General features: G+C 36.7%; 11 protein-coding genes. 2 read left to right on the forward strand and 9 right to left on the reverse strand.

Annotation, left to right across the window (positions count from 1 at the left end; genetic code table 11):
• Nucleotides 1-75 precede the first annotated feature (75 nt).
• Nucleotides 76-735 (forward strand): helix-turn-helix transcriptional regulator, encoded by a 660-nt coding sequence (locus PO903_RS16485; RefSeq protein ID WP_069328869.1) that lies wholly within the window; start codon nt 76-78, stop codon nt 733-735.
• Between the two features lie 86 nt (nt 736-821).
• On the opposite strand, the gene PO903_RS16490 is transcribed toward PO903_RS16485, so the two are convergent.
• The 6 genes from PO903_RS16490 to PO903_RS16515 all read right to left on the reverse strand — a co-directional run bounded on the left by PO903_RS16490 (nt 822) and on the right by PO903_RS16515 (nt 9954).
• Nucleotides 822-1178 carry a hypothetical protein gene (locus PO903_RS16490; protein ID WP_273593995.1) on the reverse strand — a complete coding sequence of 119 codons (357 nt, stop codon included), beginning with the start codon at nt 1176-1178 and terminating at the stop codon, nt 822-824.
• A gap of 38 nt (nt 1179-1216) precedes the next feature.
• Nucleotides 1217-1861 carry a sugar O-acetyltransferase gene (locus PO903_RS16495; RefSeq protein ID WP_273593996.1) on the reverse strand — a complete coding sequence of 215 codons (645 nt, stop codon included), beginning with the start codon at nt 1859-1861 and terminating at the stop codon, nt 1217-1219.
• A 157-nt stretch (nt 1862-2018) separates the two neighbouring features.
• A complete protein-coding gene (locus PO903_RS16500) occupies nt 2019-2630 on the reverse strand; it encodes a CPBP family glutamic-type intramembrane protease (protein ID WP_273593997.1) in 612 nt (203 codons plus the stop codon).
• Nucleotides 2631-3308: 678 nt separating this feature from the next.
• Nucleotides 3309-8072, reverse strand: coding sequence for an S-layer homology domain-containing protein (locus PO903_RS16505; RefSeq protein WP_273593998.1), 4764 nt, complete (start codon nt 8070-8072; stop codon nt 3309-3311).
• A 192-nt stretch (nt 8073-8264) separates the two neighbouring features.
• Nucleotides 8265-8738, reverse strand: coding sequence for a hypothetical protein (locus PO903_RS16510; RefSeq protein WP_069328866.1), 474 nt, complete (start codon nt 8736-8738; stop codon nt 8265-8267).
• Between the two features lie 250 nt (nt 8739-8988).
• Nucleotides 8989-9954, reverse strand: a complete 966-nt coding sequence (locus tag PO903_RS16515; RefSeq protein WP_273593999.1) for a poly(ethylene terephthalate) hydrolase family protein — start codon at nt 9952-9954, stop codon at nt 8989-8991.
• A 196-nt stretch (nt 9955-10150) separates the two neighbouring features.
• Between PO903_RS16515 and PO903_RS16520 the strand changes: the two genes are divergently transcribed.
• Entirely contained in the window at nt 10151-10681 is a 531-nt protein-coding gene (locus tag PO903_RS16520; RefSeq protein WP_273594000.1) for a TetR/AcrR family transcriptional regulator, read from the forward strand.
• Nucleotides 10682-10751: 70 nt separating this feature from the next.
• Here the strand turns inward: PO903_RS16520 and PO903_RS16525 are convergent, their stop codons facing one another.
• The 3 genes from PO903_RS16525 to gdhA all read right to left on the reverse strand — a co-directional run bounded on the left by PO903_RS16525 (nt 10752) and on the right by gdhA (nt 15582).
• The gene (locus PO903_RS16525) at nt 10752-12107 is read right to left on the reverse strand and encodes a glucoamylase family protein (RefSeq protein ID WP_273594001.1); all 1356 of its coding nucleotides are present in this window, start codon (nt 12105-12107) and stop codon (nt 10752-10754) included.
• 290 nt (nt 12108-12397) lie between these two features.
• On the reverse strand, nt 12398-13699 hold the full coding sequence (locus tag PO903_RS16530) for an NCS2 family permease (protein ID WP_069328862.1): 1302 nt from the start codon (nt 13697-13699) through the stop codon (nt 12398-12400).
• Between the two features lie 509 nt (nt 13700-14208).
• Nucleotides 14209-15582: an NADP-specific glutamate dehydrogenase gene (gene gdhA, locus PO903_RS16535; RefSeq protein ID WP_273594002.1), complete on the reverse strand. Its 1374-nt coding sequence runs from the start codon at nt 15580-15582 to the stop codon at nt 14209-14211.
• Nucleotides 15583-15780 lie beyond the last annotated feature (198 nt).

Below are 15780 nucleotides of genomic sequence, written 5' to 3' on the forward strand. Positions count from 1 at the left end.
CTTTGACTTTGTCAACATTTTTCTTTAAAATGTAGTGAGTCATGTAGAATAACTTGATTCAAAAGGAGATGTACCATGAGCAAGAATCAAATCAAAAAGGATGTCTCCACCCGTACTCGAAGAGGGATCATTGATCTGTTAAAGGAGCAAGGAGGAATGGATGTTGTAGCACTCTCCTCTCAATTTTCATTGTCAGGAATGGCGATTCGTCAACATCTGAATGCGCTCAAAGAAGAAGGATTGGTTATGAATGTGGAAGAATCCCGTCCGATGGGCCGACCCGCCAAACTATGGGTATTAACTCCCGCCGCTAACCGTTTTTTCCCAAGTGGCTATTCAGATTTATCCGTCAGCCTTATTCATTCGATCAAAGAAGCTTTTGGCAATGAAGGGCTGGATAAACTGCTGGATGTTCGAAATAAAAATATGCAAGAACAATATCTTCAGCATCTTGGTGATACATCAGATATTCGGGAGAAACTGGAGAAATTAGCCGAGATAAGAACCATCGAAGGTTATATGGCTGAGGTTAAGACACAGGATGATGGTAGTTTTTTATTCATTGAGAAGCATTGTCCGATTTGTGAAGCTGCTGCTGTATGTACTGGATTATGCAAGAATGAGTTACATTTATTTCAAACGGTTCTAGGAAATAATGTTCATATTGAACGAGGGGAATACATTTTAGCAGGAGGAAGAAACTGCATATATACGGTTAGACAAAATAAACCATAACTAAGAGAGCAACCTCATTAGAGATTGCTCTTTTAGTATAACCAGTATGTCCCTTTTCTTATTATTTATGAGCCTATTCACCTTGTTCATACTCCATGAAAAAATATAATCGTTGAGCGCATGTATCGATAATATTCGGTTCCTTGCTTTTTAATAAAAATATTTGCAGGAGAGTTAGGTCTACCCGGGTAAAAATACATCTGGTCTTTGTAAGCTCCTTCTCCTTGCGTAAACTTTGTGGGCTTCGCCTCTTTCAGATCCACCGTATCTTTATATGTCCATTGTTCCCCATACGCTTCGATCTTTGGAGCATGAGCTTGGAGACGCTTTACCGTAGAGTATAAAGTAGGAGTGTGATTATAAAGGAGCAGTACTTCTACCCCTATATAAATCACACATAGTACGCTAATTACCAGAATCCATTTAATCACTCTTTTGCGCATTTTCACACCTCTATTTCTGTAATTCCACCTCACTTTTTCTAGTTATTATCTAAGATATCGCAGTCTGCTAATACTTCTGGTTTAAACTTCATGCTGTCTGATTCTGTAATCGGTCTAATCACTTTACAAGGAACCCCTGCTGCAAAAGAATGTGCCGGAATATCTTGAGTCACGACACTACCTGCCCCAATAACACATCCGTCTCCAATGGTGACTCCACCACATACTGTTACATTTGCAGACAACCATACATCATTCCCGATCTGCACAGGTTTGGCATAACATAAAGAATTCGGCACATTGTGCTGATCTAGCATCTGTCGACGTTCAGAAGCTATAAATGGATGAATAGGTGTAACAATAGTAACATTGGGTCCAAAACTAGTATGATGTCCAATCGTGACTTTGGCATCATCTTGAACCGTAAGATTATAATTGGCAAAAAAGTGATTCCCTATTTCAGTATGAAGACCATAATGAAAAAAGATAGGTCCCTGTAAGAAACACCGTTCGCCTTTGCTTCCAAGCAGCTCGCTAAGCAATGCTTCACGCTCTTCGACCTGATCTTCATAAGTGTCACTATACTGATGGCTGAGTTTGTGAGCATTTAATTTAATTTTTTTTAGATCCGGATGACCAGGGTTAAACAATAATCCATCAAAAATGCGTTGTTCTTCACTCATAGGACATCTCCTTTTAAAAGTATGTATAGACACTTTATAACTATCCTTTACAAAGTATCTACAGTTCAATGCGTATGTATATCTTCCCTTACTATACTCTATAAACAACCCTAGCTAAACATTTGTTTGAACTAGGGTTATAATTTGATTCAACATTTTAGAATAATAAGGCAAAAAAATCAACGAGCATATGCGTTAACCATGATCCCCAAATACTTTTTCCAGTTTTTATATACACAAAGTTAAAAATAATTCGTGCTACACCCTGTAACAAAATAACGTGTACTAATGTTGAAAAGAAAGAGCCATCCCAATAAGAGGGAATATGAAGAAATGCAAAAATCAATGCACTCCATAACGTACTGCTAACTAATGAGAGCCCTTTGTTTCTCGCAGCTTCTAATATCCCTATTCCTAGCAATTCTTCCCCCATCAGCATAAATGGAATCATCAAAGCCAGTTGACCCAAATGACCTGATGCTGGATTAGCACTCCATTCAAAACCAAGTTGTACAGACAATAATCCAGTAAGCATTCCCAAAATCAAATAACTTACTGCACCTATCGGGATCAACCATAATGCACGAGGAGCTACAAATGCTTTTTTGCTATCTTTTCCGAAAACAGTGATCCATGCTAGAATTCCACCTAAAAACAGTCCCCACCATGCCCATGAAATAAGCATTAAGCTACTAAAACCCGCAATAAGAAATAGAGCACCTATAAGAACACGAATATTGGAAATAGGTAACTCTCTGATGCTATTCATATTTACCCTGTCGTTACTTGAAGTCATAGAGAATCACGACCAGACTTTGAAAATTGGCTCCATAATAGCTTGGATTGGAGCTGAGACTATACTAAAACAGCTAAGTAAGAAGATATCTCTATTATCCAAACTTTAAAATCATTCAGTATGTATCGATTTGTATCTGTATGATAGGTTTTAATAGTATACGATTCGGTAATATGCAACATAGTTATTTTCCCCTTAGGTGAATTCGTATTTAGAATGCGACTTTATTTTATTTGGAAAAATAGAGTTAAAGCAAATAACAACAGATTAACAAGATGGTTTATAAAGAGTATATTTATCATCAATAAAATAGTCAATATGGAATAAAATTCTAAAATATAAATATTATTCTCAAATCTATTATTGTAAATTCTTATTTATTCGCAATAGTTAATAGTAATCCAGCTTTGCCAAAAACATATTCGTTAGGAATGTTTAGATTTAGATGGCATAAACCTACCCAGAATACTGTTGGGATTTTCCTACACTCTATTGTATGATCTATCATCCACCAGTCTGCTTCTTTCGGATTGCAGATCATTTTGTACATAAATAAAAAAAGCACCAAGACTTTAAAAGCCTTGATACTCAATGTGTGAAGAAAAGCAGGTGCTACCTATAATGTGCAACACCTACTATTTATTCATGTTATTACTTATGCAATAATCTATAAACCACCACAGCTGTTTCTTCTTTTGTAATCTTCCGATTGGGTTTAAATTGACCATTCTCATAACCGATAAAAAGTTCTCCTCCTAGTTTATTAATTGCTACTTTTGCCCATGAAGGAATATTCTTTTCATCGGTAAATGGATATACAGCATCTCCCTGATACTTCATAAAGCTTTGCAAAATTTTAGCTGCTTCTGCTCTAGTGATTACTCGATCTGGCTTAAACGTTCCATCGGGGTAGCCTTCAATATAATTCAACTGAGCTGCTTTCATTACATCATCTGAATACCATTTTCCGTCGATATCATTAAATAGATTGAATACTGGCAAAGAGTCAGCTGAAACGTCAGGCTGTTCATTGCTAGAACGAAGCAATATACTTACAAATTCTGCTCTGGTAATGCCTGCTGTAGGATTAAAATTACCTAATTCGTCACCTTTTACAATACCACGATCAGCTAGATCATTAATGGCATTTTCCGAATACCGAGACTTCACGTCAATAAATCTATTGACTAGATTATTATCGCTAGCAGACGGACGTACAGATACTGATGCATCATTCTCTGCTATTTTATCCGGATGCTGATGGTCTATAGTCACGGCTGGATTCAAAACAGTAGAAGGCACATTACCTACTGCTTTTTCTTTCGTTTTAAAAGTTATACTTTGTACTTCCGATGGAATGCCTGCCGAATTTTCTGTCCATACATTTATGGTGTATCGATGTGCATCTGACAAATTCTTGAGTTCAATCATTGGTGATGATGATCGCTGCATCTCATGTTTACCGTCTGCAAAAATAAAGGTGTCTAGATCGCTTCCATTTCGCGCGTGTATAGTGGCTGAAGATGTAGTGATATCTGCTGTATCTAATTGAAATCCTGAAAAAGGATGCGTTTCGAAAGATAACTTATACAAGTCTCCCATGACTCCTGTTGCGTTAACGGCACGAATGCCAAAGTTATTATATTTTGTACTACTTGTTAGATGATCTAGGCGCATCTGATTGTCTTGAACGGTGTAGAGCAACTTATCACCATCATACACATGATACGAAACCGCTCCTTTAAAATGTTCCCAACCTATAGTGGCATAATCAGACTGTAGATCTAGAATATTCAGCACATTCGCTTGAGATGGAATAGGTGCTCCCTGATATTCTATCCATAAACGCTCAGGGCTCTCGCCATTTTTACCTACAGCTGCAATCCCAAAAGATGATACAACTCCAGCATCTGGGCTAGGTAAGCTTGCACTTAAGTCAGTGGTTGTTTGGATCAAATGTCCATACGTATCATAGATATGGTAGTATAGAGCACCCTCAGAAGGTGAAAATGCTAATTGAAGATGATCATTAGTATTGGCATATACTTTTCCCGATTCAGGAGCGAGCGGTATTGTCTGAAATTGAAGAGATTTTACAGCAGACTTTCCACTTTCATTAACAGCATATACCTGTACTGAATAGATCTCACCAGCTTTTAGATATTTTAAATCAATAACTGAAGTTGAACTTGTATATTCTTTTTCATTGATAGTAGCAATATAGGTAGAAGCTCCTTTTACAGGTCTAAACTTTATTTGTGCTGAGGTATAAGCAATATTCTCAACATTCAAATCCTCATTAATCGATTCAGGCAGTGTAATAAACGTCGCATTTGCGGCCTCTCCTGTGCCAGAATCATTAAAAGGAACAACAGAAACAACATGCGCACTACCTGAATTCAGTCCAGTAAACGCATAACTTGCCTGATCTGTTGTTGCTATTTTGATACCATCTAGATAGATATCATAGCCTTTGGCACCTCGTACATCTCTCCAGACATAAGTAGCAGAGTCTATAGCTATGTTTTTCTTGATCAACTCTGTTGCAACAGGTAATGTCCACAACGAGATATTTCTAAAATCACTCTGTCCGGATGTATTAGTGACAGCAATAGAGTAATTGTAGGGTGTGCCTGAAATGAGATTATGATCAGTAAATAGAACATTTGAATTGGGATAAGCTACATGGTATTCGTTATAGGTGCTATCTGTAACGCTTGTATACGTTTCTTCAGTAACGGTAACAATATGCTTATCATCACGTTTGACATCATAATAAACATCTCCGGTTACATTGTCCCAGGATAGCTGTGCAAAATGAGTTCCAACCCCTAATACATGTAAACCAGCAAGCGAAGGTAAAGTCAAAAAGGTGTAGCGACTTTCCAGACTTTGACCCGATTCATTCACTGCATGAATACTCAAGGTATAGTTATTATTAGGAGCAAGTTGTTCGAATACACGACTTGTATTCATTATTCCTTTGAAAATAACCGTTCCATTTTTATCAGCAAGTTCATATAAGTAATGGGTAGCAGATGGAATAGATTCTAGCTGTACACGCATAGAAGTTTCGGATAATGGATAGGCACCTTCCACTCTTGCAGCAGCAGGAATAGTAGTATAACTATAGCTTACAGATTCCCCTCTACCCGAAACATTAATAGGTGTGATGATGTAAGTATATGAAGTGCCCGGTGTTAAATTCGTATCTGTAAATGAGTTGCTACCAGCAGGTATATTTAATATATTTCCTGTTTGTTGATTGATCACTTCATACGATTCGTCTGTTCTTGATGGCAATATCCCTTGAATACTGCTTGATGATGAAGAGCTTAACTGAATATCATTATGAGCAATTTTTTCTGGCAGAGCTTTAATTTTGATTTCTTTTGAGCGTCCATAAGACTCATTGCCTGCTGAATCTATTGCAAGGACATGAACATACCAAATGCCCTGCTTTTCGGCTGGTAATGTAAGAGAAAAGTTCTTGGTACCTTCTATCCACTGCTCGTTAATGTCTGGACGAATACTCTGTTGATTAACCATATAACGAATAGATTGTAATGATCGATCAGCAGTTAGAATATGTACATCAACCTGCTTAGCTTGCCACTCAGATCCATCTGGTGTAAATGAAATTACCGGACCTTCTTTGTCTATATTTGCAACTGTGATTGTTTTGGAAGACGGATTCCCTATCCAATCATACGTAGTAAATGTATAATCACCATTCTCTGTTACATTATACGAAGTAACTCCTGTCTCTACATGATTACCATTCGGAAGCATGGTCTTAGTAATCCATGTGTCTGGATCAGTAGCAGATACATAGATCGTATTCCCATGACGATTCAATTGATTGGAAGCAAGTGATAAATTCAATTCGGGTTGGCTAGTATCATTTAAAGTGACCGTCTGTGTTGGGCCGATATTACCATTCTTATCGATTGCTGCTACATGAATAAATGGAGTAGTAACATCAGGAGTGATTGCTATATGAGTCGCAGAAGTCGTCATAGATCCAGATGTAATGGTTCCATTAGAATTATTATCCTGAGTTACAATATATCCTGCTATACCCGAAGTGACTTTAACTTGAGTAGGATCTTGAATTGAACCTAACGAACCATCTCGTAATTGACCTTGAATGCTGTATGTATAGTCTGATCCATTATCTATTGGAGCTCCCCATGTTACAACGACATTTTTATTTGAAGGAACGAATGTATAGCTCAGGCTATCTACTTGATTAGGTTTCTCCGTATCTACAGCACTATTATCATTATAATTTGAATCATAACCTGCATAAATCTGTTGACCATTTCGGTAGATTATTGCTTTTTGAGCATAACCGATTTTGAACTCATCCACTTGCATAACACCGTTAGTAGATGAGGTGAAGCTAAGATTGGCTCCATATTTACCTAAGTCAAACTGTGTCGTATCTGCCGGAATATCAAGACTACGGCTGTAAGTTGCCCAATCTGGATGATACCCTATATCAGACATACCGGTACCAAAATCTCCATATGGGAACGTAATCAGGGAATCTCCCGGTTGAAATGTATACTCTCCATTGTTAGTCATACCCGATGCTCCAATCGTTGTATACCAGAAAGAAGAATTAGAAGAGTCAAGAACCAGCGACTGAGTTGCGGCTTGATATTTGTAATAAGCAACTGCCCAGTGCCAATCGGTATTGGCTGAACTAAGTATAGTTAGAAATTGTCCGTCAGGCCAATCAGGAGTTCCTCCATCTACATATACAGGAATAATTTGAGGCGTATTTGCTGGTTTGCCCGGAACAATAGAGGTGGTATTTTTAAAGCGGATCATCCTTCCACTGTTGTCTGTCAATTGAAGCCCTTTTTTCCCACGAATATCACTAAATTGGACTGCACTTTGATTCTTTGATCCAGACAAAGAACGCATATCGTACTGAGCCTGAAGTCGTGCTCCTTGCTGAAGACTGGAGATAGAAGTTCGAGCCAAGCTTGTATCGCTAGATGTAGTAGGATATCCATAAGCATTACCTTTACGGTTAGTAATAGTATCAGTAATTTGTAAGGAGGTGCCTTTATCTGTAGGAACATAAGATTGATTACCTTGGTTACTGCCACTACCGTAATAGGTGGAAAATGTATTAGATTCGAAATTGGTTTTATACAGCACTTCACTATCTGGCATAATTACAGAAAAGTTCAATGAAACCGAGTTAGTATCAGCTTTTGCAGATGTAATATCAGCTGTCACACTTGCAGCATGAACACTGGGGATCGGACCGAATACAGAGGTTAAAATAAGAATGCTTAAAGAAGTTTGCAGTAGTTTACGATGAGCTACCAAGCGAGGTAATTCACTGCAAATAGTTTGTATAGATTGTTTATCCATAATTTTTTTTGATTTTTTCACCATATATGCTCCTTTATGAAAACAAAAAAAAGCACCTCGCCATAGATACAAAGTATCTACAAGCGAGGTGCTTCCTCGTAACTTCATTTAATTGAGTTTATCATACCTGCATTTTAGAAAAAAAGCAAAGGGAATTATAATAAAAAGTATTCTCAATCATTAGCAATTCCATAAATATGATTACAATTCTATTTAAATGCCAAAATGAAGAATAGATTTATTACCACCTGATGCTTGAATGGTTAAATTTACTAATAAATGTAATTCATGTTGTAAAGCCTCTCGATGTATTTGAGTTCTTGTACTTTCCCAATAGCCTTCTTCGTCTTCAGTTTCTCTCCAAACTGTCTGACCTCTCAAACTAAATCTATCTGGAGCTTCTTCTATAAAGCAAAGCCATTTTTCTAAAATTTGCTTTAACTTTCCAGTCTCTGTTGCAGAAATAACAGTTAAGCCATAATAAGTTAACCCGCTTGTGTTTTGTTTTGTTGCAGGGTTATAAGTAGGTATCCAATTCAAAAAATCCATTAGGTATAAAATCAAATGATCAGATACGCTTACTTTTTGCTTCCATGTATACCTATTAGAGCTATACCATTCATAAATATAATTTATATCCATATCAAAATTGTTGTTCACAAGAAAAAACTCATGTTCTAAACTCATTATATTCACCTGGGTTGACCCCATATTTATGTATTTGTATACCTGTAATTATACTATCATATATTTGCATTACTATGCAGATCGTAAATTCAGCACATATTTAACATAAAAATAACTAAATATAGTGTTTTGTATGTAAATGAAGAAGAAAAAGAGGAGTAACCTGCTCTTATAGCAAATTCTACCTCTTTGATTAATCATTATATTTTCTATCTTCTTTAAATTACAGTATAACTTTTCTATACTATTCCTATTTGTTTTTTTGAATATCTTGCCAGTTAGAATTTCTTAATATTTCAGCGTTTTTTCCCAAGAATACTGATCCTGCTTCTGGATCATCTTGTAGCTGATATAACATCCAAGCTGTCATATATCCATCGGCTCTATTCATATCCCAGTGCTCTGCTCCGCTAACTCTTGCACGAATTTTAAATACGTTATTTGAAATTTTATTGTAGTTCTCTATAAGAGATGAAAGTGGTGCAACACCTCCAAAACTGGTTTTTGAATCTTCACCAGAGTCGTCAGATTTACCTGTTCCTGCTGACATAAAATAAGGAATGTTAACTTTGGAAATGTCATATCTCCAACCCATATTTTTGGCAAGAAGCGGATAGGCAGCACTTCCAGTAAATATCGTTTTATATTTAGAGCTGTTTTTGTACTCTGTAACAGCTCTTAATGCTCCTGCCCCACCTTGAGAATATCCAAGAGCACCGATATGGTCTTGCTGGATCTTTCCGTATAATACACTTTCAGCATTTTTATTTAGTGCTAATACATCGTCTAATGTTTTTGAAGTCGTTAAGCCTGATCCTGCTTGCTTGTCTTCATTACCTACTACAATAAATCCCCATGAAGCAAGTCGTTCGAAAAAAGGTTCATACACAGAAGCGGCTGTATTGCTAGCATTTGTTACTACAATCAATGGATACATTTGCTGTTTATTTTCGAGTTCTCTCGGATACCAGATGCTGTACTCTTTGATCAGATTGTCCTCTGATTTCAGCTTAACTTGCGATACTTCGTAACTTCCCAATCCGGCATATTTTTTTTCTAATATAGCCTTAGATTGAAAATTCTTATAATACATATCTTCTATCATCGGCTTTTTAGAATCTATATGATTCTTAATCAGTAAAAAAGCGACTGCAATAATAGCTACAATGAACAGACTTAACAACGTTATTCCTACTACCTTTATACTCTTTTTCATATTAATCTTTACTTTCCTTTCCGTGGATCAAGAAATGTTTTATATTAGATATAGTAATGAAACAACTGTTCCATTTCGGTACATCTGTTTATTACTTTATCATTATAATCATTGTTTTCTTGATTTGAGAATACGTAATAGCATGAAAATGATCGTAAACACGCTATGCGGAACAAAAAGGAGAATATGTACCTTTATGAAAAAGAATCAAACGATATTTCTAAAATTATGTCTAGCAGATGCTCTTATCAAACTGATGGCATCACAAGACTATGATACGATTAACGTAAATACGATTTGTAAAGTAGCTGGAGTGGGAAGAACAACTTTTTATAGACATCTTAATCATCAAAAGAGTAAAGATGAACTTTTGATGTTCAAACTTAATTACGAATGGGAATATTATGCCGAACAACACGAAGAAGACGTAAAAAAAGATAAGGGTTTTGCCATGTTGAACTATATCTATGAGAATAAGCGACTGTTTACTTTATTAAATAACAATGGACTGGTTACCCTCATTATGCATCTCTTTGAACAATTGATACCTGCTGAAGAAATCTACGATAAAAGCCTTTCTTACCTTATGTCCTTTTTTTCTTACGGTTATTTTGGCGTTGTCTATCAATGGATAAAGTATGATTTTGATGAGACACCTGAGCAAATCCAAAAACATATCATAGATACACTTTCATCAGGAATTAAAAATCCGCAGGATGAAAAATAAACATAAAAAAAGAACAGCATGGATAGCTGTTCTTTTTACTGCTTAATTCTTACTTACCCTTTTTACTGATTTACTGAATCGAAAAGACCTCTTTCTTCAGCAAATTCTCTGGTTTCTTACCGATTGGATCACTGTGGAAATAATCACGAATAACGCCATCTTCTAGATAGTTAGCGATAGATATCATAATCATTCCTTGATCAAGAGCAAGATAAGCTTTGGCAAGTTCACCGGTCTTCACATTCACCGAATCGTAAAAGCCATACTTCCCAGCCATTTTCAATTTTTGGAGTGCTTTGATATTCTTTTGAGCTGCTTCAGGAGCATATTCTAGTGCAAGGAACGTTGCATGAGCGGTGACCGTTGCTCCATCTTTGTAACCGGAAATACCTAGCGGAGTCGCTGCAAATTCACTATACCCTGTCGGTGTTGCAGCAGGCGAGAACCCCCATGCAGCATACCCTTTGTCTTTAGCATATTGAATTTGTAATTGTACATAGCGTTTATTATTGAGTCCAAGTGCACGAGTACCCAATTCTTTTTCTTTAATGACCATACCTGGCATTAGCGCCTCGAACATGCTACCGCCCCAGCTAGGTACAAATTTTTGTTTTTTATAGACGTAGCTTCCTTCAAAAACTTTTACTCCATCGTATTTGACGGTTTTACCTTGAGGAACTTGAGATTGCCAATCGAATTCTGCTGGCATGGTACGGTACATTTTCCACCAATGTTCTTTGGGAACATCGCCTTTACCGATCGCAATATAACTTCCTACACGCGGTTCAGTATAAAAAGAACCATAATGATGTTCTGTCAGCTCGCCTTTAGCTACATCATACCCACCGCGGAATTGACCAACTTTGGGATCATATAGTGTTGTATAGTTCATCGCATTCACCAGTTGGCTCGTCTGAGCATGAAGTTCCTGATAAGCCTGACCTACAACAATTAGACCTGCTGACATCCAGCCATTATCGACTTGCGAAATAAACTCTCCCCAATCTTTTTTCAAAGATCCATCATTTGTGTTATACCAGTTGTAAAATAAACCATTCCATTTATCCATTTTTTCCAGAGAATTAAGTGTCGTTTGCAAACGAGTTACTGCTTCTTTTTTGCTAATCATACCTAACTGTTCGGCAGAAACAGTACTCATCATATACATTGCAATATTTGTAGGTGAAGTACGTTTGGCTTCTTCTGTTCCCTTTTCTGTTGTTCTGACTTCATCATAAGTTAAACCAGTATTAGGATCCGTATAGTCTTTAAAGTACCCGTATGTTTTATTTGCAACCGCTTTCAATTCAGAATGAAAAGCAGCCTTTTTACTTGTTTGCTGTGCAGTTGCAACCATAGGAGTTAAAGTTAAACTGGTTAACAGACAAAAAGTTAAAAATAGACTCCATGTTTTTACTTTGTTCATTGACTTTTCTCCTTTCAAATTCAAATTGAAACGTTTCGCCATTTATAATACCATGAACCTTTAACTACCGTAAACTGTTAATTGATAACGCTTACTAAAAGGAAAAATGAATAATTCCTTTTGAGCTATAGAAGCGAAACGTTTCTTTTTCACTCTATAATAGGTAGCTACATTGGCTTTTTGGTCTTACCGATTCAACATGACTTTGATGTGCTGTACTAAAGTATTTGGTAATACAAAAAAAGAACGATCTATAATAGACCGTCCTCTTCTTTGTAGTTATTCATATTCTAGTGATCTAAAAATACAAGTTGGATCAAGAATAACACTGCAAAAACATAGAAAACAGGATGAACTTCTTTTCCTTTACCACGAAGCAATTTGAGCAATGGATAGAAAATAAAACCAAAGCCAATCCCTGTTGCAATACTATGTGTTAATGGCATTAAGATAATAATCAAGAAAGCAGGAAAAGCAACTTCAAGGTCTTTCCAGTCGATCTTGCTAATCACACTGATCATAAAGTAACCAACAATAATCAATGCTGGTGAAGTAATAGCTGGAATACCGGAGATTACACTTACGATAGGTGCAAAGAATAACGTAAGGGCAAGCAATATACTTACTGTGATCGCTGTAAGCCCTGTTCGACCGCCTGCTGCAACACCTGTACTTGATTCAATATAAGCAGAAGTTGGACTTGTTCCTAGCAAAGAACCTGTTGTCGTTCCTACTGCATCTGCTAAAAGCGCACCGCGGGAACGTGGGAACTTGCCATCTTTATTAAGAAGCCCTGCTTGCTCTGCAACACCAAGCATTGTTCCTGTCGTATCAAATAAGGTAATTAATAAGAAGGTAAATATAATCGTATATAGACCATTTGAGAACACACCTGCTAGATCCAGTTGGAAAGCAGTCGTTGCTAATCCATGTGGCATAGCCATAATAGATGCAGGCAATTGGAACAATCCTAAGATCCAAGCCAGAATAGCTGTAACGACCATACCTATAAACAGATAACCTTTTACATTATACGCCATCAGAACCACCGTAATTAATAACCCGATAATTGTTAGATATGTCATTGGCTCTGTAAGATTACCAATCGTAATTAGATTGGATTCGGAAGCAATAATGATACCCGAGTTCTGTAGACCTACTGTTGTAATAAAAAGTCCAATCCCTGCTGTGATAGCATGCTTCAAACTGGCTGGAATCGCATCAAGCAACATATAACGGAATGAAGTCACAGATAGAATAATAAACAATATACCTGCGATAAATACGGCACCCAGAGCAACTTGCCAGGTGACACCATATCCGCCTACAACACTATAAGCAAAAAATGCATTTAGACCCATACCCGGTGCGAGCACAATTGGATAGTTAGACCATAATCCCATAATTAGAGTCGCTACTATACTTGCTAGAATAGTAGCAATAAATACTCCATTAAAATCCATTCCGGTGCTACTGAGTATTCCCGGATTGACGATAACAATATAGACCATTGTAAAAAATGTAGTTAATCCTGCAATAATTTCGGTTGAAACGGTCGTGCCTCTTTCTTTGAGTTTGAACCAGTTATCCATGGTCAAGCCATCCTCCACGCCGTATCTATTCATAAAAGCTAAAAAATCCTGATTTTCTTATAGGAATATGTGGTAGGTACTCCTATAATAGTGATAAGGATTAACATATATATTTATGAATAAACTCAAGGCAATTATATTTATGATTCGTTTTGAAGCTGATGTCCCTTTCGAATTTTAATGAATTTCATAGGTGTTGTCAATGAAATATTGTTTTTTAGATCGCTATTTACGAACTATCTATTTATTTTTATGTTTTTTATTCGTTTTTTCACTTCTTTATTACATTATATTATAGCGTCATCAATTATAAATACATATCTATCATTATTCATCTATAGATTGGTAGGCAGCGCCTATATTAATCGGTAATATATTCTGTTTAGTTGCAAGCAAAAAAGAGACAATCTTTAAAGACTGTCTCTTTTTTGCTTGTTGTTAATTACTTGTATAGTTTACACAATGTTTTTGGGAGATTGAAATCATTTATCATATAAATTTTCTTTTATTTAAACAATACCTTGAGCAATCATTGCTTCAGCGACTTTTTTGAAACCTGCAATATTGGATCCTGCAACCAGATTCCCTTCGAATCCATAGTCTTCGGCTGCTTCAATGCTATCTTGATAAATATGTTGCATAATCTTTTTGAGACGTCCATCTACTTCATCGAAGCTCCATGATAAGCGCATACTATTTTGAGCCATTTCAAGAGCAGATACAGCTACTCCCCCTGCATTGGCTGCTTTGCCAGGAGCAAATAGAATATTATTCGCTAAAAGAATATGAACCGCCTCCAAAGTGGTTGGCATATTCGCCCCTTCAGCGATTGCAATTACACCGTTATCGATGAGCTGACGTGCTGCTACTTCATTCAATTCATTTTGTGTGGCGCATGGAAGTGCAATTTCACAATCCACATTCCAAATGTTTGTACTTCCTTCATAATAAGATGCTTCTGGATGATGAAGTGTATAATCGCTAATTCTTCCTGCCTCTACAAGCTTAATCTGCTTCACCGTATCCAACTGAATGCCATTTGGATCAAAAATATAACCATTAGAATCACTACAAGCGACAACATGTGCGCCTAGTTCTTGAGCTTTTTGTATAGCAAAAATCGAAACATTCCCACTACCTGATACAACGGTCTGACGACCCGCTAATTCTAAACCTTGTGAAGCAAGCATTTCTTGTAAAAAGTAGATACATCCGTAACCCGTTGCTTCTGTCCGACCTAGACTACCACCATAACCAATCCCTTTTCCTGTTAATACACCAGGTTCATTACCGCTACGGATTCTTTTGTATTGCCCGAAAAGAAAGCCAATCTCTCGTCCACCTACACCGATATCTCCAGCAGGGACATCGACATCTGAACCCATATATTTATATAGCTCTGTCATAAAGCTTTGACAGAAACGCATAATCTCAAGATCTGATTTCCCTTTCGGATCAAAATCAGAACCACCTTTACCGCCACCAATGGGCTGACCAGTTAAGGCATTTTTAAAAGTCTGTTCAAATCCAAGAAATTTAATAATACTAGCATTTACACTTTTGTGAAAACGTAGACCTCCTTTATAAGGTCCAAGTGTACTATTGAATTGCACACGAAATCCACGATTCACCTGTACTTTTCCTTGATCGTCTACCCACGGAATACGAAATGAAATAAGACGTTCGGGTTCTACAATTCGCTCTAAAATAGCATATTTCTGATATTCAGGGTGCTTTTTAATCACAGGTGCCATACTTTCCAGAAACTCGCTGACAGCTTGATGAAACTCGACCTCATGAGGATTGCGTTGGACGACTGTTTGGTAAATAGATTGTATGTAGGTTTCAACATCTGGTTGGACTTCGGTTATCAATTGACTCATAAGTATGCACCCCTTATTGATATTTATTATCATGTAAGATTCAAGTAAGCTTTAAATTATTATAGATAGTAACACCTATATACGCAATCATTTGTTTGTACACGCATAAACTATTTTTATAATCTACAGCATCCACATGTTTATGTAATGCAGATTTTTTTCCGTAAAGCTACGTATCCGTTATAAACAACATGTAAT

Source organism: Paenibacillus sp. PK4536 (assembly GCF_028594455.2).
Taxonomy (GTDB): domain Bacteria; phylum Bacillota; class Bacilli; order Paenibacillales; family Paenibacillaceae; genus Saccharibacillus; species Saccharibacillus nuruki.